The following is a 26963-nucleotide window of genomic DNA, read 5'->3' on the forward strand; positions in this document are numbered from 1 at the left end:
AGCTTCCCGCATGGAAAGGAAAACGATGAAACGACAACTGATGCTGGCCGCAATGGCCGTGAGCCTTGCTGCGCCGGTGTGTGCCCGCGATACCGAGTTGCACCTGCCGATCCAGGATGCGATGAACCGTGCCGACGCGCAGGCCAAGCTGAACGACGGTGTGAAGTTCTACTTTGGCAAGCAGAAGTACGGCAAGGTCGACAAGAGCTTCGGTGATGACGTCGCCAACACGAAGACCAACGCCTTCAACAAGAGCGACGAGGAAGCCTGCTACTGGACCTTCCTGTCGGCGATGATCAAGCTGCAAGAGAAGGCGAAGAAGCTGGGTGCCGACGCAGTCGTCGACATTGAGAGCTACTACAAGAAGGAACCCTTCGTCAGCGACACCGAGTTCGAGTGCCACGCTGGTGGCTTTGTGGCGGGCGTTGCGCTGCGCGGCCGCTATGTGAAGCTGAAGTAATTGTGTGGCGGGCGGCGCGTGCTGCGCCGCCCGGTGCGGAGGTGTTCAGGCTGGGCGCCCGAACACCTCCATCCACAGCGTGCGAATCGCTTCCCGCTCGCTCTCCGCGGCACCTTCCGGCAGCCGCGCTTTTTCTCCGTTCAGTCTCAGTCGATGCTGCATGCGGCGCAGTGTGCGATACGCATCTGCTGCGGCCTTGGCATGCGCGGCATCCACCAGACCGAGTTCGCCCGAGATGCGCGCGAGCGCGATGTTGCCGAGGTTGGCGACCAGTTTCGGATGCGTGTGGGCGTGGCCCAGCACGAGGTACTGGATGATGAATTCGAAGTCGATCAGACCTCCGATGTCGTCCTTCACCTTGAAGCTCGCGTCGCGGCTTGCGTGCTGATCGAGCATCTTGCGGCGCATCGCGATCACTTCGTCCGCCAGCTTGGTAAGGTCGCGCGGGCGGCGCAGCAATGCTTCACGCGCCTGTTCGAACTTGGCGCCGACTTCGGCGTCACCGGCAACAAAGCGCGCGCGCGTCAGCGCCTGGTGTTCCCATAGCCACGCCGATTCGTCCTGATACTTGCGGAAGGCGTCGATGCCGCTGACCAGCAGGCCGGATTCGCCGTTGGGGCGCAGGCGTGTGTCGGTGTCGAACAGCGTGCCGGCAGAGGTGCGCGCCGACAGCCAGGTCAGCAAGCGCTGGGCGAGGCGGGCGTAGTTCTCGGAGGCGGACTGATCTTCGTCGTCGTAGAGGAACACGATGTCGAGATCGGACGCGTAGCCGAGTTCCTTGCCGCCCAGCTTGCCGTAGCCGATCACCGCGAAGCGTGGCGTGTCGCGGTGGCGTTGCTTGAGCTTGCGCCAGCACTGGCGCAGCGTTTCCTCCAGCACCACGTCGGCCAGCGCCGAGAGGTGGTCGCCGATCGCCTCCACTTCCCATTTGCCGGCGATGTCCTGGTGCAGGATGCGGAACACCTGCGCATGGTGTTGCTCGCGCATCAGATCCATCTGTCGCTCGATATCCGGTTCGGCGGCGTCGAGTTGCTCGCGCAGATGGCGGGCGAAGGCGGGCCAGTCAGGCGCCTCTTCGAGCTGACGCGCGTCGAGCAGTTCGTCGAGCAGGATCGGGTGCGTCGTGAGGTAATCCGCTGCCCAGCTCGATGCGGACATCAGTTCGATCAGGCGACGCAGGGCTTGCGGGTATTGCTGCAGCAGCGCGAGGTAGGCGCCGCGGCGGTTGATGGCATCGAGCAGCGTGAGTATGCGCGCCAGCGTGTCGTCCGGATTGGGCTGCGCGGCGCAGCCCTCGATGATGCGAGGGATCAACGCGTCGACGCGGCCGCGGATGCTCTCGGGCAGTTGCCGATAGCGGTGGCCTTCACGCATCTGCGCGAGGCGGTCTGCCGCCGCAGTCGGATTGCGGAATTGCATCGCCTCAAAGCGGTTGGCGACATGTTCCGGTGTGATCGTTGCGTCCCACAGTTCGTCGAGGGCGTGGTCGGCTTCGTTCGGGTCGCCGCACGCGGCCTGGAAGCTGGCGCTCACGATTGCACGGTGGCGCTCCAGTTCGGCGCCCATCGCTGCTTCATCGGCAAAGCCCATCGCAACGGCGATGCGCGCGCGGTCTTCCGGCGTGGCGGGCAGATCATGCGTCTGCGCGTCGTCGAGGTACTGCAGCCGGTGTTCGAGCCGGCGCAGGAAGACGTAGGCATCGCCCATCGCGGTGACGGCGCCGTAGTCGAGCACGCCACGGTCGGCGAGCGCTTCGAGCACCTGCATGGTCGGCTTGATCTGCAAGCCCGCATCGCGACCGCCGCGGATGATCTGGAACACCTGCGCGGTGAATTCGATCTCGCGGATGCCACCAGGCCCGAGCTTGATGTTGGTCGCCATCTCGCGCCGCGCGACCTGCGCGCGGATCTGCGCATGCAGCGCGCGCATCGCGTTGATCGCGCCGAAGTCGAGGTACTTTCGGAACACGAAGGGGCGCACGATGTCGGCCAGCTCGTCAAGCCGTTCGCCGCACAGCGGCCGCGCCTTGATCCAAGCGAAACGTTCCCACTCGCGGCCTTGCGCGATGAAGTAGTGTTCCAGCGCGTCGAAGCTCGACACCAGCGGGCCCGAATCGCCATTTGGACGCAGGCGCATGTCGACGCGGAACACGAAGCCATCTTCTGTGACCTCGGCGATCGCGGCGATGATCTGGCGCCCGAGCCGCGTGAAGAAGTCAAAGTGCGACAGCGGCCGCGGGCCAGCGGTGTCGCCGTCTTCCGGATAGGCGAAGATCAGGTCGATGTCGGACGACACGTTCAGTTCGCGCCCGCCCAGCTTGCCCATGCCGATGATCACCATGCGCATCGGCGTGCCATCAGCGCAGGCCGGCGCGCCGTGGCGTTCGGCAAGCAAGGCATGGAGCTGGTCGTGCGCATGCGCGATGCACACCTCCGCCAGCAGCGTCATCGTTTCGGTGACTTCGGCGAGCGGTGCAAGGCCCAGCAGGTCGCGCACGGCCGTATGGCAGATCACCCAGGTGCGCAGGCGACGCAGGCCACGCTTGAGCTGCGCTTCGTCCGGCGCCTCGCGGGCGAGGAAGTCGCGCATCGAATCGGCGCTGAGCGGTGCGTCGATTGATGTCTCCAGCAAGGGCGCCAGCCACGGGCGGGCGCCGAGCTCGCGTTGCAGGTAAGGGCTCGCCGCAAGCGCGGGCGCGAGCCGTTCAGTCAGTGTGCCGACGGTTTCCATGGGGCCTCGGGTCGGGTTTCCAATAGAATTCGGGTTCGCATCGGTGCAATAGCCTGTTCGAAGCGGTGCCGATGTGGCAGCGCGGAACAGGCCTGCGTGGGGTGCGTCTGTACCTCGATTGTATTCGTCGCCCCTGATGCTGCCTTCGTATTTCCTCTTTCAGCTTTCCCGCTATGCCCCGGCCGGCGCGCAGACGCCCTGGGTGCGCCTTGCCGTGCGGCTGGCGGTGGCAGCCTTTTTTGTTGCTGGCGTTGGGCTGCTGGTACTGCGTTACGCGGTGCTGCCGCGTGTTGGCGAATGGCGGCCCGAGATCGAACAGCGCCTGTCACAGGCGGTCGGTCTGCCCGTGAAGCTGGCGCGCCTCGATGCCGATTGGGACGGCCTGCACCCGCGGCTGCGGCTGCACGACCTGCGCCTGCATGACGCGAAGGGGGCCGAGGCGCTGCGCCTGGCCTCGGTCGACGCCTCGATGTCGTGGCGTTCGATATTTGTGGGCGAACTGCGCCTGCATCAGTTGAGCATCGATCGGCCGGTGCTGAGCCTGCAGCGCGATGCGGACGGCGCGGTGCACATGCTTGGCCTGCCGGCAACGCGCGACGCGCAGGGCAATGCGTTGAGCGAGTGGGTGTTCGCGCAGCGCAGCATCGTGATTCGCGATGCGCAGCTGAGCTGGGTTGATCTGCAACGCGATGCGCCGCCGCTGACGCTCGCACACCTCAATCTGCGACTCGAAAACGATGGTCGTGAGCACCGTTTCGGTCTTACCGCGCAGCCGCCCGTGGCGCTGGCATCGCCGATCGATCTGCGCGGTCGCCTGGAGGGTGTGCGTGGCAGCACGATCGATCGCTGGTCCGGCCAGCTTTACGCGAGTGTGGATCGTGCCGATTTCGCCGCCTGGCGCCCCTGGTTCGACTGGCCGATGCAAGTTGCAAGCGGGGTCGGCGGCACGCGGCTGTGGCTGACGATCGAGACCGGTACGCCGGTGGCCGCTGCCACCGATGTGGCACTGCGCGACGTGAAGCTGGTGTTTGGCGAACGGCTAGGCGAGCTGTCGCTACGTCGTTTGACGGGTCACATCGAAGCTGCACGGCGGGGTGCAACCTGGGTAATCAGCGGGCGCGAGCTGGCGCTTCATACGGCCGCTGGGCAGGCGCTCGCGCCAGCCAGCTTTCATCTTGAGCGCAGCGCGGCCGAGGCCGGCAAGCCGGCGCGTGGCGAGTTCTCTGCGACGCAGCTCAATGTCGGCGCGCTCGCAGCAATGGCCGCGCATCTGCCGCTACCGTCGGCGTGGCGCGAACGCCTGCAAGTGCTCGCCCCGCACGGGGTGTTTGAGCAGATCAAACTAGCGTGGACCGGCGAGGATGGGGTGCCGCCACAATACCAAGTCAGCACGCGTTTCAAGGGGCTCGGACTGGCGGCGCATGAGCTTTGGCCTGGCGGCGATGGATGGTCGGGTTCGCTGGAGGCGAATGAGCGTGGCGGGCGCTATGACCTGACTGTCGCGAAGGGCCAGATCGCGCTCCCGGCGGTTTTCGAGCAAGGCGAGATCGCGATCGAAGAAGGCGCCTTCGTGGGCGACTGGACGCTGCGTAAAGGTGAGGCCAGCGTGCGCCTGACCGATGGCCGCTTCCGTAACGCCGATGCGGCAGGCAGTGCGAGCGGGATGTGGCGAACCAAGGGGGCCGGCCCGGGCGCGATCGACATTACGGCCCAGCTCTCGCGCGCCGACGGGCGTGCGGTGTGGCGCTACATGCCTCTGGTGGTGGCGGCCGACGTGCGGCACTGGCTGCGCGACGCGATCACCGGCGGCGTGGCCGAGGACGCGCGCCTGGTGTTGCGCGGCGACCTGTCGCACTTTCCGTTCAGGGATGATCCGAAAGGCGTATTCACTGTCGATGCGCGGGTGCGTGGGTCCCGCCTGGCTTATGCGCCTGCTTGGCCGGCGATTGACGACATCGACGGCTCGCTGCACTTCAACCGGGCGCGTATGGAGATCAACGCCGACCGTGGCAAGGTTTTCGGCGCGAATGTGTCGAAGGTGAAAGCGGTGGTCGCCGATCTGAACGAGGGGCATCTGGTGGTGGATGGCCACGCTTCCGGGCCGACGCGGGAGTTCCTGCAGTTTCTCAATGCCAGCCCGATCGCTACGAGCGTCGGCTATTTCACGCGCGGTGTCGACGCGGTGGGCGATGGGGCGCTGAGCCTGCACCTTGCGGTGCCATTGGCCGAACCCGAGAAAACGACGACCGAGGGCGAATTCCGCTTTGCCGACAACCGGCTGCGCTTGCTGCCAGGCCTGCCCGAGCTGTTCGCCGCAGCCGGCCGCTTCAGCTTTACCGAATCGCGTTTTGCGATCCCCGAAGCGACCGGCGTATTCCTCGGTACGCCGGTGAAGGTGAAGGGCGACACCCGGCGCGATGGCGCCATCGAGATCGAAGCGCGCGGCAGCGTCGCGGTGCGCCATCTGGCGAGCCAGTTCCCGTCGCCGGTATGGGATCACCTCGCGGGCGAAACGCCGGTCACGGCGCGTGTTGTGACGCGCGAGCACGATGTCAGCCTTGCGCTGGACAGCAGCCTGCTCGGCATTGCCTCCAGCTTGCCAGAGCCCTTCAACAAGCCGGCGAATCAGGTGCAGCCGCTGCATCTGGATTGGCGCTGGTCGGGGAGTGGGCAACAGGGCCGGCAGCATGTCGAGGGCGGGCTGGCCGGCCGCGCGCGGGCGAAGTTCGAACTCGCCGATCGACCCGACGGCTTGCAGATCGAACAGGGTGTGCTGGCGCTGGGCAGCGCCGAACCGGGCCTGCCCGCACATGGGCTGGCGCTGCGTGCGCGACTCGATCGCCTCGATCTTGATGCCTGGCGCAGCGCGATCGGCCGCTCCGGTTACGACGAGGGCGCGCCGCCCTTTGACAGCATCGATGTACGCGCGGGGGATCTCGTGCTCAAGGGCTTGCGCTTCCACGATCAGGCGTTCAGCGCCCAGCGCGCCGGTACCCTGTGGCAGGGCCAGCTGAAGGGGCCGGCGGCCGAGGGCGATGTCGCGATCGACATGAGTGGTGCCGGGCGTGTGCAGGCGCGGCTATCGCGCCTGGCGCTGCTGCCTGCGCAACGCAGCGCGCTGCCGCTGGTCGAGCAGGTGAATGGCGGCGAGCGACAGATGCCGCGGCTGGACATCAAGGTCGCCTCGTTCGCGCACGCGGCACGCGAACTGGGTGCCCTGACCCTGCGCGGCACGCCGGATGGTAACGACTGGTTACTCGATGAACTGCTGCTCAGCAACGACGACGGCAAGGTGTCGATGACCGGCGCCTATCTGAATGGCCACACGCGCGTGCGTTTCGAGCTCGACGCGCGCGATGCCGGCGCGCTGCTTGGCCGGCTGGGGCACGCCGGTCTGCTGCGGCGCGGCGAGGTCGCCGCCAAGGGTTTCCTCGATTGGCAGGGGCCGCCGGAATCGCCGCAGCTGGCGTCGCTGTCTGGCGGTTTTGATATCAAGGCCGAATCGGGCCAGTTCAGCAAGATCGATCCGGGCATGGGGCGTCTGCTCGGTGTGTTCAGCCTCCAGGCTTTGCCGCGGCGGGCTACGCTGGACTTTCGCGATGTGTTTTCCGAAGGATTCGCCTTCGACAGCGTTTCCGGTAGCATGAAAATCAGCCACGGTGTGATGCGCACCGACGATCTCGCGATCCGCGGGCCCGCGGCGCAAGTGGCAATGCGTGGCAGCGTCGACCTGACGGCCGAGACGCAACGCCTGCAGGTTCAGGTGCAGCCGACGCTGTCCGAAACCGTGGCGTTGGGGGCGGCGCTGGGGCCGGCGATCGGTACGCTCAACCCGGCCGTTGGCCTGGTGGCGTATCTTGCGCAGAAGGTGTTGCGCGATCCGATCGAAAAGATCTTTACCTACGAATACGCCGTCGACGGCAGCTGGGACGAACCGCGCGTGCGCAAGCTCTCGGGCGGTGCCGCACACGCCGACAACAACGGAGGTGAGCAGTGAGCGAGGCATACCGTGTTGCCGCCGTGCAGATGGTGTCCGGCCCTGATGTCGCGGCCAATCTGCAGGAGGCCGAACGCCTGATCGCCGAGGCCGCGGCCGGCGGTGCCCAGTTGGTCGTGCTGCCGGAGTACTTCGCGCTGATCTCGCCCGACGAGACCGCCAAGCTCGCGTTGCGCGAACCCGATGGCGACGGCCCGCTGCAGCGCTTCCTGGCCGACACCGCGGCGCGCCACCGCGTGTGGCTTGTCGGCGGCACGATTCCGCTGACGGCCGAGGCCGACGACAAGGTGCGTAACGCGATCCTGGTGTATGACGACACCGGGCACCGCGTTGCGCGTTACGACAAGTTGCACCTGTTCGGCTTTCGCAAGGGCGCCGAAGCCTATGATGAATCGCGCACGATCGAACCTGGCGCCGAAGTGGTCACCTTCGATGCGCCGTTCGGCCGCGTCGGGCTTGCCGTGTGCTACGACCTGCGCTTCCCGGAGCTTTTCCGCGCGATGGGCGATCTGGCTTTGATCGTGTTGCCCGCCGCGTTTACCGAGACCACCGGCCGCGCGCACTGGGAAGTGCTGCTGCGCGCACGCGCGGTGGAAAACCTCTGCTACATGCTGGCGAGCGCGCAAGGCGGCGAGCACCCCGGTGGCCGCCGCACCTGGGGCGATAGCATGCTGATTGACCCCTGGGGCACCGTGCTGGCCCATCTTCCGCGCGGCGCCGGTGTGGTGCTGGGCGATATCGATACCGAACACCAGCGCACGCTGCGCGAGAGCCTGCCGGCCCTGCAGCACCGCCGACTTTGACTGGAACGACATGACGACGATGACAACCGAGCGCGCACTGGACACCGCCGAGCGCCTGCTGCTGGCCCCCGGGCGCCTGAACCTCGCCTCGATCGAACGCTGCTTCGGCACGCTGATGGCGCACCGCCTCGACTACGCCGACCTGTACTTCCAGTACCAGCGCGCCGAAGGCTGGAGCCTGGAGGAAGGCATCGTCAAATCCGGCACCTTTAACATCGAGCAGGGCGTTGGCGTGCGTGCGGTGAGCGGCGAGAAGACAGCCTTCGCCTACTCCGACGACATCAGTGTTGCCGCGCTCGAAGCCGCCGCGAAGACCACGCGTGCGATCGCTGCGGCGGGGGCGAGCGCCGTGGTGCCGGTGCGCGCGGCCAAACCGCGGCCGGCGCTGTATCCGGCGCACGACCCGATCGGCTCGCTGCCGGACGCCGAGAAGGTGCGCCTGCTCGAACGCATCGAGCAGATCGCGCGCGGGCTCGACCCCCGCGTGAGCCAGGTGATGGCCTCGCTTGCGGCGACCTGGGAAGTGGTGATGGTGGCGCGCGCCGACGGCCACATGGCGGCCGACGTGCGGCCGCTGTCGCGCCTGTCGGTGGTGGTGATCATGGAAGAGGGCGGGCGCCGTGAGCAGGGCTCCGCTGGCGGCGGCGGCCGTCACGACTACGCCGCGTTCACCGACGAAGTGCTGCGTGACTTCGCGCAGAAGGCAGTGCACCAGGCCAGCACCAACCTCGCGGCACGGCCCGCGCCAGCCGGCATGATGACGGTGGTGTTGGGCAACGGCTGGCCCGGCATCCTGCTGCACGAGGCGATCGGCCACGGCCTCGAAGGTGACTTCAACCGCAAGGGCAGTTCGGCCTTTGCCGGCCGCATCGGCGAACGCGTTGCCGCGAAAGGCGTGACCGTGGTGGATGACGGCACCCTGCCGGGCCGACGCGGATCGCTGACGGTCGACGATGAAGGCAACCCGACCCAGCGCACCGTGCTCATCGAAGACGGCATCCTCACCGGCTACATGCAGGACATGACCAACGCGCGCCTGATGGGCGTGGCGCCAACCGGCAACGGCCGCCGCGAATCCTTCTCGCACCTGCCGCTGCCGCGCATGACCAACACCATCATGCTGGCCGGCCAGCATGATCCGCAGGAGATCATCGCGTCGGTGGAGCGCGGACTCTACGCCGTGAATTTCGGCGGCGGCCAGGTCGATATCACCTCTGGCAAATTCGTCTTCTCCGCCGCCGAGGCGTGGATGATCGAGAATGGCAAACTGGCGTACCCGGTCAAGGGCGCGACGCTGATCGGCAACGGCCCCGACGCGCTGACGCGGGTGTCGATGATCGGCAACGACCTGGCGCTGGACCCAGGTGTCGGCACCTGCGGCAAGGAAGGGCAGAGCGTGCCGGTGGGCGTCGGCCAACCGACGATACGGCTCGACGGGCTGACCGTCGGCGGCACCGCCTGAGCCTACGGCGCGACCAGAGCGAGTCAGGGGACATTCATGCTTCGACGCAACTTCCTGTTGTTGGGCGTCTCGGCCGTGGTCGCCGGCCCGGTGCTGGCGGCCAAAAAGGCCGCACCGCAAGTCTCGCCGCGCGTGCTGATCAACCAGGCCGGGCAGCTCGCGATGCACGCCGAGCGCATCGGCAAATACTGGATGCAGATGGGCGTGGGCATCGACGTGCAACGCGCCGGCCTGCACTTGCAGGAATCGACCCGCGCCTTCGATCAGCTGTTCGCCGCGCTTTCGCGCAGCGTGCATGGTGAGCTGATGCTGCTGATTGAGCAGCGCTGGCGCGTCTATCGCATGGCTTGGGGCGCTAAGCCGGCGCCTGAGGGCGTGCGCCGTGTTGCGTCGCTGGCGCAGGACCTGGGCGAGCAGGGCATGAAGCTCGTCGCCCAACTCGCCAAGGCGCAGGCGGGCGACGAAGCGCGTCGCCTCGCGGATGGGAGCGAGGCACGCATGCTGACGCAGCGCATGGCCCGCATTGCACTGATGCGCCAGTGGAGCCAGGCGACGCCGGACGCTTCGCTGCAGCTGGATCAGATGCGCAAGACCTTCTCGGCACGACTCGACGCACTGAACGCCGACGTGGGCTTGCCCGACGTTGCGAAGGGCGACCTGCAGTTGGCGCGCCAGCAGTGGGCCTTCCTCGATCAGGCGCTGGCTGCCAAGGACGATCTGAAGGCGACCACCCAGGCCGTCAACCTTGCCGAGCGTGAGCGCGAACTGCTGGATAGCTTCTGCGAACACCTCGGTTGAGTACGCGGGCTGCTGACGCGGCGCGGTGATGTGAGCGCGCGCAGCCCGCCTTATTCAAATTCTCTCTTTTGAAATATGTTTTAAGTGGTTTGTCGGTCTAAAGCGTTCGCCGAGAATGGCGGCCTCGCATCGCTGATCGAATCCGACAATGAAACGCACGCTTTTCACCGCGGCGCTCGCGCTCGCCGCGTTCGGCGCTCAAGCACAGACCTCGCTGCTGAATGTCTCGTACGACGTCGCGCGCGACTTCTACAAGGACTACAACCCGCTGTTCGCCGCCGCATGGAAGGCGAAGGCGGGCGAGGCGCTGGAACTCAAACAGTCACACGCCGGCTCCACCAAGCAGGTGCGCGCGGTGGCCGACGGGCTGGAGGCCGATGTCGTGACGATGAACCAGGCGACCGACATCCAGTTCCTTGCCGACAAGGGTCTCGTTGCCGCGGACTGGGCGAAGAAATTCCCGAACAACGCCTCGCCCTACACCTCGACGATGGTGTTCATCGTGCGCAAGGGCAATCCGAAGCAGATCCGCAACTGGCCTGATCTGGCCAAGAGCGGCATCAGCGTGATTTTGCCGCACCCGAAGAACACCGGGAACGGCCGCTACAGCTACCTCGCCGCCTGGGGCTGGGCGCAACGGCAGCCGGCCGCGACCGAGGCAAGCGCCAAGGGCTTCGTGGCCGCGCTGCTGCGCAATGCACCCTTGTTTGCGTCGGGTGGGCGCGATGCGACGACCACCTTCATGCAGCGCCGCCTGGGCGACGTGCTGCTGACCTTCGAATCCGAAGCAGAGCTGATCGCCAAGGAATTCGGCCGGGGCGAATTCGAAGTGGTCTATCCGAGCGAATCCATCCTCGCTGAATTCCCGGTCGCACTGGTGGAGAAGACGGTCGACAAGCGCAACACCCGCAAGCAGGCGCAGGCCTACCTCGAATACCTGTGGTCGCCCGCGGGGCAGGAGAACGCCGCGCAGAACTACCTGCGCCCGCGTGACCCGGTGGTGCTGAAGAAGTACGCCGCCCAGTTCCCGGCGACCAAGACCTTCACGGTGGATGAAGTCTTTGGCGGCTGGACCAAGGCGGCCACGACGCACTTCAAAGACGGCGGCAGCTTCGACCAGCTGTACGTGAACAAATAACCAGATCTGGCGCCGCAGAGCGATCTGCGGCGCCAAGGTGCTTCATGAGCAGCAAACTCTCACACAACGTGTTGCCGGGCTTCCGCCTTTCGCTCGGCTACGCGATCACCTATCTCTCGCTGCTGGTGCTGATTCCGCTCGGTGCCCTGATCGCGAAGAGCACGGCGCTGAGCCCCGCTGAGTTCTGGTCCGTAGCGACCAACGAACGCGCGCTGGCGGCCTACCGCGTGACCTTCGGCGCCTCGCTGGTGGCGGCGCTGATCAACGCGGTGTTCGGCCTGATCGTCGCCTGGGTGCTGGTGCGTTACCCCTTCCCGGGCAAGCGCTTTGTCGATGCGCTGGTCGACCTGCCTTTTGCGCTGCCGACGGCGGTGGCGGGCATCACGCTGACCACGCTGTATGCGGGCAACGGCTGGCTCGGGCAACTGATCGAACCGCTCGGTATCAAGGTGGCCTTTACGCCGCTGGGCATCATGGTGGCGCTGACCTTCGTGACCTTGCCCTTCGTCGTGCGCACGCTGCAGCCGGTGATCGAGGACATCGAACCGGAGGTCGAAGAAGCTGCCGCCACGCTCGGTGCGAGCCGCGCGCAGACGCTGTGGCGCGTGGTGTTGCCGCAGCTCTTCCCCGCGTGGCTGACCGGCTTTGCGCTGGCCTTCTCGCGCGCGGTCGGCGAGTACGGCTCGGTGATCTTCATTGCCGGCAACATGCCGATGGTGTCGGAGATCACGCCGCTGCTGATCATTTCCAAGCTGGAGCAGTACGACCTGGTCGGTGCAACGGTGCTGGCGGTGGTGATGCTGGTGATTTCCTTCGTGCTGCTGCTGTCGATTAACCTGTTGCAGTGGTGGGCCGCAAACCGGCATAGCGGGCGTAGCCCGGTCGAGGCCTTGGCGCCGGGGGCGCGCGTCGAGGGGGTGAGCGCATGAGCGGCCGGATCGCAAACACCGAGTCCCGCGGCGTGCGCTGGCTGCTGTGCGGCATCGCTTTCCTGTTCCTCTTCCTGTTCCTCGTGCTGCCGTTGGCTGCGGTGTTCAGCGAGGCGCTTGCGAAGGGCTGGGGCGCCTATCTCGAAGCCCTGAAGGAGCCGGATACCCTCAAGGCGGCGCAACTGACGATACTGATCGCCATGGCGGTGCTGCCGCTGAACATTGCCTTTGGCGTGGCCACGGCGTGGGCGATCGCGAAGTTCGACTTCCGCGGCAAGAGCCTGCTGACGACGCTGATCGATCTGCCGTTCGCGGTGAGCCCGGTCGTCGCCGGCCTGTTGTTCATCCTGATATTCGGGGCGCAAGGCTGGTTCGGCCCCTGGCTCGCAGCGCGCGACATCAAGATCATCTTTGCGGTGCCTGGCATGGTGATCGCGACTCTCTTCATCACCGTGCCTTACATTGCGCGCGAACTGATTCCGCTGATGCAGGCGCAGGGCAGGGAGGAAGAGGAGGCCGCTGTGTCGCTAGGCGCCTCCGGCTTCCAGATGTTCTGGCGTGTCACGCTGCCCAACATCAAGTGGGGCCTGCTGTACGGCGTGATTCTCGCGAACGCGCGGGCGATGGGTGAGTTCGGCGCCGTCAGCGTGGTTTCCGGCCATATCCGCGGCGAGACGAACACGCTGCCGCTGCATGTGGAGATTCTCTACAACGAATACAACGCGATTGGTGCGTTTGCCGCTGCGAGCATCCTTGCCCTGCTGGCACTCGTCACCCTCGTGGCAAAAACCTTCGTCGAGTGGCGCATGCGGCGCGAGACCGAGGTGCTGTCAGCGGCGCTGCCGCCCGAGCGTAACGCGGGCGGTGCCACGCCGCGCATTAACGGAAACCAAACATGAGCATCGGCATTCGCAACATCGGCAAGCGCTTTGGCAGTTTCGTCGCGCTCGACAACGTCTCGCTCGAAATTCCGACGGGCGAACTGGTCGCGCTGCTCGGCCCATCGGGCTGCGGCAAGACCACGCTGCTGCGCATCATCGCCGGCATGGAGGTCGCCGACGCGGGGCAGATCACCTTCTCGGGCGAGGAGGCGACGCATCTGCACACGCGCGAGCGGCAGGTCGGTTTCGTGTTCCAGCACTACGCGCTGTTCCGCCACATGACGGTGTTCGAGAACGTGGCTTTCGGGCTGCGCGTGAAGCCGCGCGGCGAGCGGCCATCGGAAGCGAAGATCCGCGAGAAGGTGATGGAGCTGCTGAAACTGGTGCAGCTCGACTGGCTCGCCGAGCGCTACCCGAGCCAGCTCTCGGGCGGCCAGCGCCAGCGTATTGCGCTGGCCCGTGCGCTGGCGGTGGAGCCGCGCGTGCTGCTGCTCGACGAGCCGTTCGGCGCGCTCGACACCCAGGTGCGCAAGGAACTGCGCCGCTGGCTGCGTCGCCTGCACGACGAGATGCACATCTCCAGCGTGTTTGTCACGCACGACCAGGAAGAAGCGCTCGAAGTCGCCGACCGCGTCGTCGTGATGAACCAGGGTCGGATCGAGCAGGTTGGCTCGCCGGACGAGGTCTACTCCAACCCGGCGACGCCCTTCGTGTACCAGTTTCTCGGCAACGTGAACGTGTTCCACAGCCGCCTCCACGGCCCCTGGGCCGAGGTCGCGCGTGAGTCGAGTTCGCAGGCAACCGCCTTCGTGCGGCCGCACGACATCGAGATCCTGCGCGAATCGGTAAATGGTGCGATCGCTGCCGAAGTCGCGCATGTGCAGGCTATCGGCCCCGCCGTGCGCGTCGAACTCACGCATCAGTCCGAAGTGATCGAGGTCGAACTCTCGCGCGAGCGCCACCAGCAACTTGGTCTGGCGAACGGCGATGCGGTGTGGCTGTTGCCGAAGAGCGTCACGGTGTTCGACGCCGCCGGCAGCGAACCGCGCCGCTGGGTGCCGGACTGGGTGATCTGACGGGTGCAGGTTCGCGCGCTCGGCAGCCCCGCCCCGGTGCGCGGCGCCCTGCGTTGGTGCTCGCGGTAATGCGTTTGGCATTATCCGATAAGCATGTCACGGCACGTCGCGAAAACACGACGCTGTCGCCTTTAAGGCTGTCGTAGCAGGTCTACATTCTCCATAGCGGCAGCCCGGAAGCCACCAGCTGAACGGGTGTGAGCCGTGGCCCCTTGTTGATGGAGAACAGTCATGACTTGCAGACTTGGCCTGCTGCGTGCGTTGCTGGCGGCAGCATCCCTTATCGCGGCGGTGCCGCTTCCGGCACACGCCTCGGCGTTGTTCAGCCAGATGGTGGTGTTCGGCGATTCCCTGTCGGATAACGGCAACTTCGCTGCGGCCACAGGCGGGATCCTGCCCCCGGCCACGGTCTACCCCGGCGGCCGGTTCAGCAATGGCCAGGTGGCGGTGGAATATCTCGCCGGCCGTCTCGGCCTTGCCTCGTCGCAAGTCCATGACTACGCGACCGGTGGCGCGCTGACTGGTTACGATAACCTTGCCAAGCATGACCCAGCGCTCGCCAGCGATCCGGTTCTGAAGGGCATCATCGATGCGGCTGACCTGCCCGGCATGCGCAGCCAGGTCGATCGCTACACGTCCACATCACCGATCGACCCGCACGCGTTGTACGTGGTCTGGGGGGGCGCCAACGATCTGTCCGCCGCCGCGAGCAACCCGCTTGCGACGCCCGCCACGCTGGGCGCGGCGATTGCCGAGGCGGTCACCAACCTTGGCACCATTACGCAGCAACTGATTCTTGGCGGTGCGCAGCATGTGCTGGTTGCCGGCATGCCCAACCTGGGGCTAACGCCGTCGGCGCGCGCGGCGGGTGCCGATGTGGCTGTGCAATCTTCCGCACTGGCAGGCATCTTCAATACCGCGCTGAATGGCGTGCTGGACTCGATCGACCTTGCCGCGCCGGGGCGTGTCATCCGCTTCGACACCTACGGCTTCCTTGACAAGATCGTCAGCAACGCAGCCGGCGAGGGCCTCGGCGATGTTTCACAGGCCTGCCTGTTCACCGCATGCGCGGCGACCCCGTCAGAGTGGAACAGCTACCTGTTCTGGGACGCGCAGCACCCGACCACGCGCGGGCATGAGCTGATCGCCGATGGGCTTTACGACGCCGTCGTGCCCGAGCCGTCGGCCCTTGCGTTGAGTGTGCTGGGTGTTGCAATGCTGGGCTTCTCGCGCCGCCCGCACCGCGTGCGCAAGTGAGCATGCGGCGCCCCGGCGACGTCAACGCTGGGGTGCCGCCGTTTCAACAAGGCTGCGCCACGCCTGCGTGACGGCGCTCGCATGCAGAATTGAAGTGTGGGTCTCGTCGAAGCCGAGCACGCGCAGCGCTTGAAGTTGCGCCTCGGGGCGCAGCTGGCTCACCAGACTGATCGTGCCGTCGCTTGAATCGCCGTGATAGCCGAAGAAGAGGCCGAAACGGGTGTTCGTGGGCATCGGCGTAGCGAACAGCGCGCGCTGGAAGTCGCTGTCCACCTGCATGTCGATCCACGACGGAATCGCCACTGGCGCGTACTTCACGCCAAGCTCGGCGGCGTCGTGCCCGCGCCACGGCGTGGAGAGTGTGACGAGCAGCGGTACCTGACGAGCGTCGCCGCGCGCGGCAAGCAACTTCAGATAGCTCATGGCGACAAGGCCGCCCATGCTGTGGGCGGTCACCATGACCTCCTGGAACGGGTGCTCGCGCCGAAGGTTGGTCATTACGCCATCGAGCAACTGCACGACGGTTCCAAGCCGCAGCCCGGAAGGGTAGTAGAACACCCAGGGCTGGAAGCGTTCGCGATCCAGCCCGGCGATCAGTGATTCGAACTCGCGCGGATTTCCGCCCGCACCGTGCACGAAGAGAACGGGCGTCTTCTTTGGGTCGAAGGGCTGCAGGAAATAGATACCGCCGCCGATTTCACTCAGGAAGTCGGTTGGTGTCCATAGGCCTTTGCGGCCCCCGTCCGGCGAGAACACTGGATCGTCCAGCGCCACCTCGTCACCGAGTGCGATCGGCAACTCGATCCGTTTGACCTCGGCGAGGCCCGCGAGCGCGGTGCGATCCGCGGCCGATAGCGACGCGGCGTTGTCGAGCGCGAAATCAAGGCGCCCGGTGCTGCGCCCGCCCTGCGCCGTGACGATGCGATCGAGTTGGCCGAAGGGCTCACCGGCATCCAGGCGCCGGTTGCCGTTGCGGTCGGCAAACGCCACCAACCGATAGCGTTGGCCGGCTTGCACCCGAAGCAGGAATCGACCATTCGTGCCCGCCTCGGTGTAGTTGAGCACCGACTCAACGGCGCCCGGCCCTGCGAGCGCGGCGACAATGATCGGCGCGCTTTCTTCGGCGCCGCCACTGACCTCGCCGTAGAGGCCTGCAAGGCTCTCGAGATCCCGCACGTTGCGCTGAAGTTCGTTGAACATGCGTGGCATGCAGGCGGTGCAGCTCAAACAGAGAAAGGCGAGTGCAAGAGGTCGGAGCATCAGTTCGGGCCTTCGGAAGACGCGGCGCGGCGGCTTTGCGATGTTGTGCCGGCATTGAACCAGCGGTCGGCGCTGCCGAGCCGTAGCCGCTAGTCGAACAGATCGGCTTGCGGGCTCGCGCTGCGCGGGGGACGAAACGCTGCACAGTTTAGTGATTCGCGGTCGAGGTTCAAGCCGAGGCGCTCCACGGCAAGCGCGAAGCGCTTACGATAGAACTCGGCGAAAACGCCACTGCCTTTCATGCGTTGTCCGAAACGGCTGTCGTACACTTGGCCGCCGTGCATCTGCCGCAGCACGCTGAGCACATGCTCGGCGCGACCCGGTACATGTTGCTGCAACCATTCCGGAAACAACGCTGCCAATTCGTGGGGCAGACGCAGCAGAACATAGCCGGCACTGGTCGCGCCGGCTTGCTGGCTGGCTTGCAGCACCACCTCCATCTCATGGTCGTTGAGGGCCGGGATGAGTGGCGCGAACAGCACGCCGACCGGCACGCCGGCCTCATGCAGGGTGCGCATTGCTTCAAGGCGGCGGGCAGGGGTGGCCGCGCGCGGCTCCATGCTGCGCGCGAGTTCGCGCTCCAGCGTGGTGATCGAGAACATCACCTGCACGAGGGAGTCGCGCGCCATGTCGGCCAGCAGATCGACGTCGCGCTCGATCAGCGCGCCCTTGGTGACGATGCTCACCGGGTGCCGCGTTTCACACAACACTTCGAGCAGGCGCCGTGTGAGCCCGAGCTTGCGTTCGATCGGCTGCCAGGCGTCGGTGTTGATGCCCAGTGCAATCGGCCGGCAGCGGTAGTGCGGGCGGGCGAGCTCACTGCGAAGGATCTCCGGGGCGTCCGGCTTCCAGAGGATCTTGGTTTCAAAGTCGAGGCCGGCCGAGTAGCCAAGGTAGCTGTGGGTTGGGCGCGCGAAGCAGTAGCTGCAGCCATGCTCGCAGCCGCGGTAGGGGTTGATCGAGAGTTCGAACGGGATGTCGGGTGAGCGCGCCTCGACGATCACACTCTTGGTCGTATCAACGATCAGCTCGGTCTTCGGCAGGTTGGCTTCTTCTTCGGCCGTCCAGCCGTCGTCGAAGCGCGCACGTTGCCACTGCTCGAAGCGGCCATCAGGGCGCGACGCCGCACCGCGCCCGTGTATCGGGCTGCTTCGCGGTGGGTAGGGCGTGTCGTCCGTCATGTTGCGCTGCGGCGTTCGAGAAAATATTGAGCTATAATCGTGCGCTCAATTCGGGATGTGGTTAAAAAAATTGCGCACGCTGTCGCACCCCATCTCCCGGCCGTCTGACCTGGAAACGGAAATTATGAACGCCTCAACCCGCCTGCACATCGACGACGTCCGCATCCGAGAAATCAAGGAACTGGTGCCGCCCTCCCATGTCCTGCGCGAGTTTCCGGCCACGCCGCAGGCGGCCCAGACAGCGTATGACGCACGCAGCGGCATCCATCGCATCCTGCATGGCCAGGACGATCGCCTGCTGGTGGTGATCGGCCCGTGCTCGATCCACGACACCGAAGCCGCCAAGGACTACGCCCGCCGCCTCAAGGCCGAGGCCGATCGCCTGAACGAAGACCTGCTCGTCGTGATGCGGGTGTACTTCGAGAAGCCGCGTACCACGGTGGGCTGGAAGGGCTTGATCAACGACCCGATGCTCGACGGCAGCTTCCGCATCAACGACGGCATCCGTATCGCCCGCGAGCTGCTGTGGGAGATCAACGAGATGGGCCTGCCCTGCGCGACCGAGTTCCTCGACATGATCACGCCGCAGTACATCGCAGATCTGATCTCGTGGGGCGCGATCGGCGCTCGCACCACCGAGTCGCAGGTACACCGCGAGCTGGCCTCCGGCCTGTCGTGCCCGGTGGGCTTTAAGAACGGCACCGATGGCAACGTCAAGATCGCGGTGGATGCGATCAAGGCGGCCGCTGCGCCGCACCACTTCCTGTCGGTGACCAAGGCGGGCCACTCGGCGATCGTGTCGACCGGCGGTAACGAGGATTGCCACGTCATCCTGCGCGGCGGCAAGACCACCAACTATGACGCAGCCAGCGTTGACGCCGCCTGCAAGGAACTGGCCGCCTCCAGCGTTGCGGCGAAGGTGATGGTGGACTTCTCGCACGCCAACAGCAGCAAGAAGTACGAGCGTCAGATCGTCGTGGCGCAGGACGTTGCCGACCAGATGGCTGCAGGCGAAGACCGCATCATCGGCGTGATGGTTGAATCGCATATCAAGGACGGTCGCCAGGATCTGGTGCCGGGCAAGCCGCTGGAATACGGCAAGAGCATCACCGACGCCTGCATTGGCTGGGAAGACAGCCTTGGCGTACTGGAAACGCTGGCCGCTGCCGTGCGCCAGCGCCGTGTTGCGCGCTCAACCGAGTAAGCGGCGAGTCTGCGATAAAAAAGGGCGCACTTTGGTGCGCCCTTTTTCATTTGTGGCGAATGTGGTGTCGGTTTGCGATCGTCGCCACGTCAGTGCGCTCGCGCGTGGCGATCAACTGCCAAAGACCCTGATCAGGTCAGCTCCGCCGGGATCACCGCCCGCAACACGGTCTCGGCCACGCCGTAGCGCTGGCGCACGCGGAACCACCACAGCGCGCCTTTCTTGAACGAGAGTTCGCCGCCCGGCTGGCCGAGCAGCTCCGCCGCCACCTGCCCGAGTGTCGGCTGGTGCCCCACGATCAGTACCGCACCGTGCGCATCGGGCCAGCCGGCGGCGCGTAGCACATCATCCGGGCCGGCATCGGTGCCAACCTCTGCGCTGATGACGTGATCGCGGCCCAACGGTGCGACCGTCTGGCGCGTGCGGGTGGCCGGGCTGACGACGATCTTCAATTCATCCGGAGCGTGGGTCTTTAGCCAGGCGGCCATGCGTTCGGCCTGGCGCTGCCCGCGTTCGGTCAGCTTGCGCTGCGCGTCCGGGGAGCCGTCTTCGGCTTCGGCGTGGCGCCATAGCAGCAGATCCAGCGTGCCTGATTCACTCATTTGGCACTGCCTTTCTTCCATGGGGCCGGGCTGCCGAGCAGGGAGTCGGCATCGGTGAGTGCTCGCGCACGCAATTGGGCGATGCGCGGCGCATGCCAGCCTGCGGTGAAAGCACGCGCCGCAGCAAGTCCGGGGTCGTCGCCGGCGACCTCGCCCAGCAGGCGGTTGCCCATCGCGGCGTCGTTGATCGCGCCGAGGCTTTCCTGCAGTTCGGCGAGTGCGTGGCTGTATTCACTCGCTTTCTGCGGCCACAGCGAGGCAAAGAAATCGAGCCCGTAACGCAGGCGTTTGAGCACGATGCGTAAGCGGTGCAGCTGTGCCACGTCGCCGGCCGCGGCTTCGGCGAGGCTGTCACGCGCATCGCGTCGCACCCGCTTCATGGCGTCGCGCGCAACATGCGCAACCAGCAACTCGGCGTCGGGTTTCAGCACATGGAGCGCTGCGGCGAATTCCAGTTGGGCGCGACCCCGATCAGCCGATGCCTCGACATGGCGTAGCGATACGCGCTCGGCGTCGCGACGCGCTTCGAGTGCAGCCACCAGGCGTTGCATGTCTGCGCCCACCGGGCCTTGCGTGGTGATTGGCGCGAGCAGGGTATCCAGCACGACGTCGGCATCGCGAGCGGCACCCAGGCCGTTGGCGAGCGCCGCGAAGCGGGCACGCCATACCTGCGTGAACGGCTTCGGCAGCGCGCGGCGGAAGAGCCCCAGCAGCGTACGCAGGCGGCGCAGTGCGACGCGCGACTGGTGCACATACTCCGGATCGTCGAGGCGCAGCGCGAGTGCTTCGTTTGCCTGCCACACCGCGAGCAGTTCGTAGGCGAGCAGGCGGAAAGCTTCACGCGCTTCGGTCTTGGTGGTGAGCGCCACCGGTCGCGCACGCCGTGGAGCGGGTTTCAGATTCTGATAGAGCTCATAGCCACGCTGGGCCTTGCTGGCGTCTTCTGGGCGCAAGGGTAGATCGGCGGCAAGCTGACAGGCGAGCGCATACAGATCCTTGCCGTCGCCACTGACGAGTTCAAGCTCAAGCTCACAAATCGGGCTGCTGCGGCCGCCGGCTTCGATCGTGCCTTCGTCGATCATGGCGAGGATCACGATGCCCGGCGCGGGCATCAGCCGCCGCGTCTGGCGTTCGAAGGTCGTCGTGAACACCGGTGCGAGCCGGCTGCGTACGCTTTCGAGCTGCTGCTGCACCTCCGGCGCGTCGACCGCGCTGAAGTCGAAGCGATCGTCGCGGTAGGGTTGCTCCCATTCGGGGCGACTGGCGAGGCCGCCGAGCGACGCCGCGGCGCATTTCACCGTTTGCAGCCAGCGCGCACCGTCCTTGCGAATCCGGACCGCGATCTTGCGTGAGCGCAGTTCGAGGCCCGGCGTATCGAAGTAGGTGTTCAGCAGCACGCCGTCGGCACCTTCCATCGGTGCGGCGGCGATCAGCGGGTGTGCGCGCAGGGCCGGCAGGGCCTCTGGTGGCAGCGCGAGTTTGAGTTCGACTTCCTTACTCATTGTCTTGGGTGATTCCGCGTGCGGGGCCAGGCGTCAGTCAGCCTGCCAGTGGCCGGATTTACCGCCGAGCTTTTCGACGAGCCGGATCGCCTCGATCTGCATGCCGCGGTCGACCGCCTTGCACATGTCGTAGATCGTCAGCAGGGCGACCGAGGCGGCGGTCAGGGCTTCCATCTCGACGCCGGTACGACCGACCGTTTCGGCGGTGACTTCAACTTCAACCGCCGAAGCCGCCGTGTCCGGCTTCAGATCCACCGCAACCCGCGTCAGCGGAATCGGGTGGCAAAGCGGGATCAGCTCGGCCGTGCGCTTGGACGCCTGGATGCCTGCAATGCGGGCGATGCCGAGCACGTCGCCTTTTTTTGCGTCGCCACGCAGGATCAAGGCAAGTGTTTCGGCTTGCATCGTGATCCGGCCGCGCACGCGCGCCACACGGGTGGTTTCACCCTTTGCGCCGATATCGACCATGTGCGCCTCGCCGCGCGCATTGAAGTGGGTGAGCGGGGAGTCTGGCGTATCGGGCATGGTGGGCGGGCGTGTGACGGTGTCGGGCGACCGGAAGAGGAAGATTTGTTACCTTCTGTACCCCGGCACAAGGGCTGCGAAGGCCGCCCGGTATCATACCCTCATGAAAAAGCGACTGCTGGCGGGCCTGCTCGCCTTCCTGTTCTCCGTGCGCGTGTTGGCCGACGGCTTGCCCGATCTGGGTGACTCGGCGCAGGCCGATATCTCGCCGCAGATGGAACGCCAGATCGGCGCTGCGATCGTGCGTGAAATCCGCTTTGGTGATGCGCGCTATGTGGACGATCCGGAGCTGGAGGATTACCTCGAACGCGTTGGCTCGCGGCTGGTTGCGGTGAGCGCCACGCCCAGCCAGCAGTACCGCTACTTCGTGCTGCACGACAAGTCGATCAACGCCGCCGCGACGCTCGGCGGCGTGCTCTATTTCCACACCGGCCTCTTTGTCGCTGCGCAGTCGGAGTCCGAGCTCGCTTCGGTGATGGCGCACGAAATCTCGCACGTGCAGCAGCGCCACATGGCGCGCATGGTTGCGCAGCAGCAGAACATGGGCTACATGATGATCGCCTCGCTGGTGCTGGCGATCCTCGCGTCGCGATCGAGCGGCGATGCGGCGGGTGCGGCGCTCTCGGCAGGGCAGGCGGCAATGGCGAGTGCCCAACTTGCCTACTCACGCGACTACGAGCGCGAGGCCGACCGTATCGGCCTGCAGGTGCTTGATGCAGCGGGCTTCGATACCCGCGGCATGGTGAGCTTTTTCGAGCGCTTGGATCGCGCGACGCGGCTCTTCGATAGCGGTTCCTTCGCCTACTTGCGTTCGCACCCGCTGACCAGCGAACGGATCGGCGATGTCGCAAACCGGGTGCAACAACTGCCTTACCGACAGGTGGTGGATTCGATCGACTTCTCGCTGGTGAAGGCGAAGATCGAAAGCCTTGAGCAGATCCCGCAAGACATACTGGCGCGCTTTTCCGGCGAGCCGCCGCAACGCGTGAATGCCGCCGCGGTGCATTGGTACGCTCGGGGCAGGGCGCATCTGCGCCTGAATCAGGTTGCCGATGCGGAGAAGGATGTAGCTGCCCTGCGCAAGCTGGATCTGAGTAGCGCGATGGTCGATCTGCTCGATGCCGATGTGCATCGCGCCGCCGGTGCCAACATGGAAGCGGTGCGCATCCTTCGCGCGGCGCGGCAACGCTTTCCGCAGAGCAGCGCGTTGGTCTATGGCGAGATCGATGCCTTGATGGCGGCGGGCAAGCCGCGCGACGCTGCTGCGCTGGCGAACGATCAGCTTCGTTTCGATAATGCCGACGAGCGCCTGTATAGCCGACTTGCCAAAGCGAGCGCAGCGCAGGGCAAACGCTTGTCGCAGCACCGTGCCCAAGCGGAGGTCTACTTCCTGCGCGGTTCGCTGTATTCAGCGATCGAGCAGCTCACGCTCGGCTTGCGTGCACGCGATGGCGATTACTACGAGAAGGCGGCTGCCGAAGCGCGGCTCGCAGAGTTGCAGGATCGGCGCCGCGAACTGGAGAAGCAGCAACGCTGAGCGCCCGCGGGGCCGGGCGCGCCGCGCGCTAGAATGAAACTTCAGCCTTTACCTGTATCGGGAGTCTTGGATGGACGTGAATCGCGATCTGGATGTGCGTGGACTTAATTGCCCCCTTCCGATCCTGCGGGCGAAGAAGGCACTTGCCGAAATGAACACCGGGGAAACATTGAGGGTGGTTGCAACCGACCCGGGCTCGGTGCGGGATTTCCAGGCCTTCTGCCGCCAGACCGGACACGAACTCGTATCGCATGCGGAGACCGCGGCGAAGGAGTTCGAGTTCGTCATCCGTTGCAAGTGATTTGATTCCCGCACAGAACCCGTTTGGGCTCGGCGGGTCATAGACAAACGGGCGGCCGCGATGCGGCCGTCATTCATTCACGGCACTTGGTGCCGAACAACCCGGGAGTATGCATGCACGTCAGAAGCGGCTTTTCGCGCGCCCTCGTGCTGGGGCTTTGGCTTGTCATCACACCTGCAATCGCTTGGGCCGAATCGGCGCCCGCGGCGGTCTCTCTGCCGCAGGGCTTACAGCGCATCACAAGCGTCGAAGGCATCACCGAGTATCGCCTGTCAAACGGCCTGCGGGTGTTACTCGCGCCAGACGAAACCAAGCCCAGCACCACGGTGAACATCACCTATCTGGTTGGCTCCCGCCATGAGCACTACGGTGAGACCGGCATGGCGCATCTGCTTGAGCATTTGATGTTCAAGGGCTCGAAGAACTTCCCGGGCAATACGATCGACTCCGAGTTCAAGCGCCGCGGCATGCAGATGAACGGCACGACGTGGTTCGATCGCACCAACTACTACGAGACCTTCACCGCGTCCGACGACAACCTCGACTGGGCGCTGCGCATGGAGGCCGACCGCATGGTCAATTCCTTCATTGCGAAAGCGGATCTCGATTCCGAGATGACGGTCGTGCGCAATGAGATGGAGTCCGGCGAGAACAATCCGGGCCAAGTGCTGTGGGAGAAGATGGCCGCCGCCGCCTATCAGTGGCACAACTATGGCAAATCCACGATCGGAGCTCGCGCTGACGTCGAAGGCGTACGCATCGAGAATCTGCAGGCGTTCTACCGTCGCTACTACCAGCCCGACAACGCGGTGCTGACGGTAACGGGCAAGTTCGACGCGACCGCCACGCTGCAGAAGATTGCCGCCTACTTCGCCCCGATTCCACGACCAGAGCGTGTGCTGACACCAACCTGGACGCGTGAGCCGGTGCAGGATGGCGAGCGCGAAGTCGCCTTGGCGCGGGTGGGGGATATTCAGCTTGTGGGCACGCTTTACCATGTGCCGGCTGGCTCGCACCCCGATACGGCGGCGCTGTCGCTGTTGTCGTATGTGCTCGGCGATGCGCCGAGCGGGCGCTTGCATAAGGCGCTGGTCGAACGTGGCAAGGCTGCAAGCGTCAGTGCCTGGAACTTCGAGTTGGCCGAGCCAGGTTACATGACCTTCTTCGTGCAGCTGACGAAGCAGCAGTCCCGCAGCGAGGCGCGCAAGATCCTGATCGATGTGGTTGAGAACCTCGCGCGCAAGCCGATCACGCAAGCCGAGGTTGATCGCGCTCGTGTGGCGCTGCTTAACGGTTTTGAGAAGACGCTCAATGATCCGGCGCATTTCGGCGTTGGTTTGTCCGAGGCGATCGCGCTCGGCGATTGGCGCTTGTTCTTCCTCGGTCGTGATCGCATTGAGCAGGCGACGCTGGCAGACGTGCAACGGGTCGCCAACCTGTACTTCAAGGCCTCAAATCGCACCTTTGGCGAGTTCATCCCGACGGACAAGCCTGTACGCGTCGAAGTGCCAGAAGCGACTGTATTGCCGGGCGTGCTGGAGGGCTACCAGGGCAAGGCGGCGCAGGCCGCTGGCGAGGCGTTCGATCCTTCACCCGAGAATATCGAGGCCCGCTTACATCGCAGTAGCCTGCCGAACGGCGCAAAGATTGCCCTGTTGCCCAAGCGTACCCGTGGCAACACGGTACATGGGCAGATCGTGCTCCGAATGGGCAACGAAAAGAGCTTGGTGGGGCAGGACACCGTTGCGGGCCTTACCGCGGCGATGTTGACCCGCGGTGCCGGGGGGCTGACGCGTCAGCAGATTGCCGATGCACTCGACGCGATGAAGGCGCAGCTGTCGATCTCGACGCAGGACGGCAATGCGGTCTTGATCAGTTTCGAGACGCGCCGCGACAAGCTTGCTGCCTTCCTCGACCTGCTTGAGCGGGTGTTGCGCAAGCCGGACTTCCCGGCGGCCGAGCTTGAGCAGTTGCGCACCGAGTCGATCGCCGGGTTGGAAAGTGGCCGCAGGGAGCCGCAGTCGGTCGCGATGCGCGCGATCGGCCGTTACGACAACCCCTGGCCGAAGGGTGACGTGCGCTATGTGGGTACGGTGGACGAAGAGATTGCCGACATTAAGGCAGTGACGCCGAAGGCGCTCGCCGCATTTCATCGGCGCTTCTACGGCGCAGGTAACGCGCAGGCAGCGCTGGTTGGTGACTTCGATGAGGCGGCGACCAAGGCCCAGTTGACCCGCTTCTTGGGGGCCTGGAAGTCCAACGAAGCCTACGCGCGAGTGCCGCAGCCGTTCCGCCAGAAGAAGCCGACCGAGATCTCGCTTGAGACGCCGGACAAGGCGAATGCCTTCTTCATCGGCGGTCTGACGATGCCCTTGCGCGATGACTCTGCGGACTATCCGGCCGTGGTGCTGGCGAACCAGATTCTTGGTGGTGGTGCGGGCCTGAAGAGCCGTCTGGCGGATCGCCTGCGTCAGAAGGAGGGCCTCAGTTACGGTGCAGGTTCCGCCTTGCGTGCTAATGCGCGCGAGGAGAATACTGGCCTCGTGCTGTATGCAATCTATGCACCGCAGGGACTGCAACGCCTGCGCAGCGCCTTGGATGAAGAGTTGCAGCGCTTTGTGCGTGACGGCGTTAGCGAGGAAGAGCTGAGTGAGGCAAGGGCAGGGCTGTTGCAGCAGATTTCGCTCGGCCGCACGCAGGATGGTGGCTTGGCCGGTTTGCTTGCAGGCCAGCTCGATCTCGGGCGCACGATGAGTTTTGAGCGCCAACGTGAAGATCGCCTCAACGCGGTGACGCTGGATCAGGTGAACGCGGCGATCCGCAAGTACTTCGATCCGGCGAAACTGGTGCAGGTGTTTGCGGGCGATTTCAAGGCTGCAGCGAAGTAGTGGTACCTGTCGCCGCGCCAGAGACCCTGCGCGCGGCGACTATAGTGAAGGCTATGGCTGTTGTTCGTGTAACGACGTGAATGACAAGGAGACCCTGATGCGCATGACCCATGCAAGCGTTTCGACCTTGATCGCGGCTACCGCTGCGGCGTGTTTGATGATGTCCGGCGCTGCGTTGGCAGCGGGCGACAAGGATGAGAAAAAGGCCGACCCGTGCGCCGCCTTGCCGAGCGTCGTAAAGCTGGATGGCGGCAAGCATTCGCTGACGCGTAAGGGCGATCGATGGACGCTGAAGGCGCCAACGCCCTACGTCGATGAGCTGGTGTACCAGGACGAAGGCCCGGATCGCCGCATCTACCGCTTCAAGCGTTGGACGGGCAACCAGTATTCCTGCTGGGATACCGGGCAGACCGGCAAGTAAAGCACTGCCGC

Annotated in this window: 21 protein-coding genes; 15 read left to right on the top strand and 6 right to left on the bottom strand. The window is 65.4% G+C overall.

The annotated features are described in order from the left end of the window. Positions 1 to 25: 25 nt before the first annotated feature. Positions 26 to 460 (top strand): hypothetical protein, encoded by a 435-nt coding sequence (locus ACE3P0_RS03105; RefSeq protein WP_374399693.1) that lies wholly within the window; start codon positions 26 to 28, stop codon positions 458 to 460. Positions 461 to 505: 45 nt separating this feature from the next. On the opposite strand, the gene glnE is transcribed toward ACE3P0_RS03105, so the two are convergent. After that, positions 506 to 3190: a bifunctional [glutamate--ammonia ligase]-adenylyl-L-tyrosine phosphorylase/[glutamate--ammonia-ligase] adenylyltransferase gene (glnE, locus tag ACE3P0_RS03110; RefSeq protein ID WP_374399695.1), complete on the bottom strand. Its 2685-nt coding sequence runs from the start codon at positions 3188 to 3190 to the stop codon at positions 506 to 508. Between the two features lie 136 nt (positions 3191 to 3326). Between glnE and ACE3P0_RS03115 the strand changes: the two genes are divergently transcribed. The 9 genes from ACE3P0_RS03115 (at position 3327) to ACE3P0_RS03155 (ending at position 15531) form a co-directional block, all read left to right on the top strand. Continuing rightward, positions 3327 to 7187 carry a YhdP family protein gene (locus tag ACE3P0_RS03115; RefSeq protein ID WP_374399697.1) on the top strand — a complete coding sequence of 1287 codons (3861 nt, stop codon included), beginning with the start codon at positions 3327 to 3329 and terminating at the stop codon, positions 7185 to 7187. Positions 7188 to 7216: 29 nt separating this feature from the next. After that, on the top strand, positions 7217 to 7990 hold the full coding sequence (locus ACE3P0_RS03120) for a carbon-nitrogen hydrolase family protein (protein WP_374399910.1): 774 nt from the start codon (positions 7217 to 7219) through the stop codon (positions 7988 to 7990). 19 nt (positions 7991 to 8009) lie between these two features. Beyond that, a complete protein-coding gene (gene tldD, locus ACE3P0_RS03125) occupies positions 8010 to 9452 on the top strand; it encodes a metalloprotease TldD (RefSeq protein ID WP_374399912.1) in 1443 nt (480 codons plus the stop codon). 36 nt (positions 9453 to 9488) lie between these two features. After that, positions 9489 to 10250, top strand: coding sequence for a hypothetical protein (locus ACE3P0_RS03130; protein WP_374399699.1), 762 nt, complete (start codon positions 9489 to 9491; stop codon positions 10248 to 10250). Between the two features lie 148 nt (positions 10251 to 10398). Continuing rightward, a complete protein-coding gene (locus tag ACE3P0_RS03135; protein WP_374399701.1) occupies positions 10399 to 11388 on the top strand; it encodes a sulfate ABC transporter substrate-binding protein in 990 nt (329 codons plus the stop codon). A 44-nt stretch (positions 11389 to 11432) separates the two neighbouring features. Then, the gene (cysT, locus tag ACE3P0_RS03140; protein WP_374399703.1) at positions 11433 to 12317 is read left to right on the top strand and encodes a sulfate ABC transporter permease subunit CysT; all 885 of its coding nucleotides are present in this window, start codon (positions 11433 to 11435) and stop codon (positions 12315 to 12317) included. After that, positions 12314 to 13216 (top strand): sulfate ABC transporter permease subunit CysW, encoded by a 903-nt coding sequence (cysW, locus tag ACE3P0_RS03145; protein ID WP_374399704.1) that lies wholly within the window; start codon positions 12314 to 12316, stop codon positions 13214 to 13216. The genes cysT and cysW overlap by 4 nt, the downstream gene beginning before the upstream one ends. Beyond that, positions 13213 to 14274 carry a sulfate/molybdate ABC transporter ATP-binding protein gene (locus ACE3P0_RS03150; RefSeq protein ID WP_374399706.1) on the top strand — a complete coding sequence of 354 codons (1062 nt, stop codon included), beginning with the start codon at positions 13213 to 13215 and terminating at the stop codon, positions 14272 to 14274. The genes cysW and ACE3P0_RS03150 overlap by 4 nt, the downstream gene beginning before the upstream one ends. 231 nt (positions 14275 to 14505) lie before the next feature. Then, positions 14506 to 15531 carry an SGNH/GDSL hydrolase family protein gene (locus ACE3P0_RS03155; RefSeq protein WP_374399709.1) on the top strand — a complete coding sequence of 342 codons (1026 nt, stop codon included), beginning with the start codon at positions 14506 to 14508 and terminating at the stop codon, positions 15529 to 15531. A 21-nt stretch (positions 15532 to 15552) separates the two neighbouring features. Here ACE3P0_RS03155 and ACE3P0_RS03160 read toward each other — a convergent pair whose 3' ends face one another. Together ACE3P0_RS03160 and ACE3P0_RS03165 are read right to left on the bottom strand one after the other, a co-directional pair. Then, positions 15553 to 16731 carry a lipase family alpha/beta hydrolase gene (locus ACE3P0_RS03160; RefSeq protein WP_374399711.1) on the bottom strand — a complete coding sequence of 393 codons (1179 nt, stop codon included), beginning with the start codon at positions 16729 to 16731 and terminating at the stop codon, positions 15553 to 15555. Between the two features lie 149 nt (positions 16732 to 16880). Next, positions 16881 to 17972 carry a PA0069 family radical SAM protein gene (locus ACE3P0_RS03165; protein WP_374399713.1) on the bottom strand — a complete coding sequence of 364 codons (1092 nt, stop codon included), beginning with the start codon at positions 17970 to 17972 and terminating at the stop codon, positions 16881 to 16883. Positions 17973 to 18096: 124 nt separating this feature from the next. Here ACE3P0_RS03165 and aroG point away from each other — a divergent pair, with 124 nt between their 5' ends. Then, positions 18097 to 19176, top strand: coding sequence for a 3-deoxy-7-phosphoheptulonate synthase AroG (gene aroG / locus ACE3P0_RS03170; RefSeq protein WP_374399715.1), 1080 nt, complete (start codon positions 18097 to 18099; stop codon positions 19174 to 19176). 131 nt (positions 19177 to 19307) lie between these two features. Here the strand turns inward: aroG and ACE3P0_RS03175 are convergent, their stop codons facing one another. Genes ACE3P0_RS03175 through moaC form a run of 3 tightly spaced genes read right to left on the bottom strand, consistent with a single transcriptional unit; the run spans position 19308 to position 21805 of the window. After that, positions 19308 to 19778, bottom strand: a complete 471-nt coding sequence (locus tag ACE3P0_RS03175) for a histidine phosphatase family protein (RefSeq protein ID WP_374399717.1) — start codon at positions 19776 to 19778, stop codon at positions 19308 to 19310. Next, positions 19775 to 21280 carry a CHAD domain-containing protein gene (locus ACE3P0_RS03180; protein ID WP_374399719.1) on the bottom strand — a complete coding sequence of 502 codons (1506 nt, stop codon included), beginning with the start codon at positions 21278 to 21280 and terminating at the stop codon, positions 19775 to 19777. Before ACE3P0_RS03180 ends, ACE3P0_RS03175 begins: the two co-directional genes overlap by 4 nt. 33 nt (positions 21281 to 21313) lie before the next feature. Then, on the bottom strand, positions 21314 to 21805 hold the full coding sequence (gene moaC, locus ACE3P0_RS03185; RefSeq protein WP_374399721.1) for a cyclic pyranopterin monophosphate synthase MoaC: 492 nt from the start codon (positions 21803 to 21805) through the stop codon (positions 21314 to 21316). A 103-nt stretch (positions 21806 to 21908) separates the two neighbouring features. Here moaC and ACE3P0_RS03190 point away from each other — a divergent pair, with 103 nt between their 5' ends. The 4 genes from ACE3P0_RS03190 to ACE3P0_RS03205 all read left to right on the top strand — a co-directional run bounded on the left by ACE3P0_RS03190 (position 21909) and on the right by ACE3P0_RS03205 (position 26952). After that, positions 21909 to 23342: a M48 family metalloprotease gene (locus tag ACE3P0_RS03190; protein ID WP_374399723.1), complete on the top strand. Its 1434-nt coding sequence runs from the start codon at positions 21909 to 21911 to the stop codon at positions 23340 to 23342. A gap of 70 nt (positions 23343 to 23412) precedes the next feature. Next, entirely contained in the window at positions 23413 to 23643 is a 231-nt protein-coding gene (locus ACE3P0_RS03195) for a sulfurtransferase TusA family protein (protein WP_374399725.1), read from the top strand. Between the two features lie 113 nt (positions 23644 to 23756). Beyond that, positions 23757 to 26531, top strand: a complete 2775-nt coding sequence (locus tag ACE3P0_RS03200) for a M16 family metallopeptidase (protein WP_374399727.1) — start codon at positions 23757 to 23759, stop codon at positions 26529 to 26531. A gap of 97 nt (positions 26532 to 26628) precedes the next feature. Next, positions 26629 to 26952: a hypothetical protein gene (locus tag ACE3P0_RS03205; protein WP_374399729.1), complete on the top strand. Its 324-nt coding sequence runs from the start codon at positions 26629 to 26631 to the stop codon at positions 26950 to 26952. Positions 26953 to 26963 lie beyond the last annotated feature (11 nt).

The sequence above is a fragment of the Niveibacterium sp. genome, assembly GCF_041909475.1.
Classification (GTDB): domain Bacteria; phylum Pseudomonadota; class Gammaproteobacteria; order Burkholderiales; family Rhodocyclaceae; genus Niveibacterium.

What these genes read in the sequence shown, in the direction of transcription:
- ACE3P0_RS03150 (WP_374399706.1), top strand. Translation starts at nt 13,213, where the DNA reads ATGAGCATCGGCATTCGCAACATCGGCAAGCGCTTTGGCAGTTTCGTC.
- aroG (WP_374399715.1), top strand. Translation starts at nt 18,097, where the DNA reads ATGAACGCCTCAACCCGCCTGCACATCGACGACGTCCGCATCCGAGAA.
- ACE3P0_RS03205 (WP_374399729.1), top strand. Translation starts at nt 26,629, where the DNA reads ATGCGCATGACCCATGCAAGCGTTTCGACCTTGATCGCGGCTACCGCT.
- tldD (WP_374399912.1), top strand. Translation starts at nt 8,010, where the DNA reads ATGACAACCGAGCGCGCACTGGACACCGCCGAGCGCCTGCTGCTGGCC.
- ACE3P0_RS03190 (WP_374399723.1), top strand. Translation starts at nt 21,909, where the DNA reads ATGAAAAAGCGACTGCTGGCGGGCCTGCTCGCCTTCCTGTTCTCCGTG.
- moaC (WP_374399721.1), bottom strand. Translation starts at nt 21,805, where the DNA reads ATGCCCGATACGCCAGACTCCCCGCTCACCCACTTCAATGCGCGCGGC.
- cysW (WP_374399704.1), top strand. Translation starts at nt 12,314, where the DNA reads ATGAGCGGCCGGATCGCAAACACCGAGTCCCGCGGCGTGCGCTGGCTG.
- ACE3P0_RS03180 (WP_374399719.1), bottom strand. Translation starts at nt 21,280, where the DNA reads ATGAGTAAGGAAGTCGAACTCAAACTCGCGCTGCCACCAGAGGCCCTG.
- ACE3P0_RS03200 (WP_374399727.1), top strand. Translation starts at nt 23,757, where the DNA reads ATGCACGTCAGAAGCGGCTTTTCGCGCGCCCTCGTGCTGGGGCTTTGG.
- ACE3P0_RS03105 (WP_374399693.1), top strand. Translation starts at nt 26, where the DNA reads ATGAAACGACAACTGATGCTGGCCGCAATGGCCGTGAGCCTTGCTGCG.
- ACE3P0_RS03135 (WP_374399701.1), top strand. Translation starts at nt 10,399, where the DNA reads ATGAAACGCACGCTTTTCACCGCGGCGCTCGCGCTCGCCGCGTTCGGC.
- ACE3P0_RS03165 (WP_374399713.1), bottom strand. Translation starts at nt 17,972, where the DNA reads ATGACGGACGACACGCCCTACCCACCGCGAAGCAGCCCGATACACGGG.
- ACE3P0_RS03175 (WP_374399717.1), bottom strand. Translation starts at nt 19,778, where the DNA reads ATGAGTGAATCAGGCACGCTGGATCTGCTGCTATGGCGCCACGCCGAA.
- ACE3P0_RS03155 (WP_374399709.1), top strand. Translation starts at nt 14,506, where the DNA reads ATGACTTGCAGACTTGGCCTGCTGCGTGCGTTGCTGGCGGCAGCATCC.
- cysT (WP_374399703.1), top strand. Translation starts at nt 11,433, where the DNA reads ATGAGCAGCAAACTCTCACACAACGTGTTGCCGGGCTTCCGCCTTTCG.
- glnE (WP_374399695.1), bottom strand. Translation starts at nt 3,190, where the DNA reads ATGGAAACCGTCGGCACACTGACTGAACGGCTCGCGCCCGCGCTTGCG.
- ACE3P0_RS03115 (WP_374399697.1), top strand. Translation starts at nt 3,327, where the DNA reads ATGCTGCCTTCGTATTTCCTCTTTCAGCTTTCCCGCTATGCCCCGGCC.
- ACE3P0_RS03130 (WP_374399699.1), top strand. Translation starts at nt 9,489, where the DNA reads ATGCTTCGACGCAACTTCCTGTTGTTGGGCGTCTCGGCCGTGGTCGCC.
- ACE3P0_RS03195 (WP_374399725.1), top strand. Translation starts at nt 23,413, where the DNA reads ATGGACGTGAATCGCGATCTGGATGTGCGTGGACTTAATTGCCCCCTT.
- ACE3P0_RS03120 (WP_374399910.1), top strand. Translation starts at nt 7,217, where the DNA reads ATGGTGTCCGGCCCTGATGTCGCGGCCAATCTGCAGGAGGCCGAACGC.
- ACE3P0_RS03160 (WP_374399711.1), bottom strand. Translation starts at nt 16,731, where the DNA reads ATGTTCAACGAACTTCAGCGCAACGTGCGGGATCTCGAGAGCCTTGCA.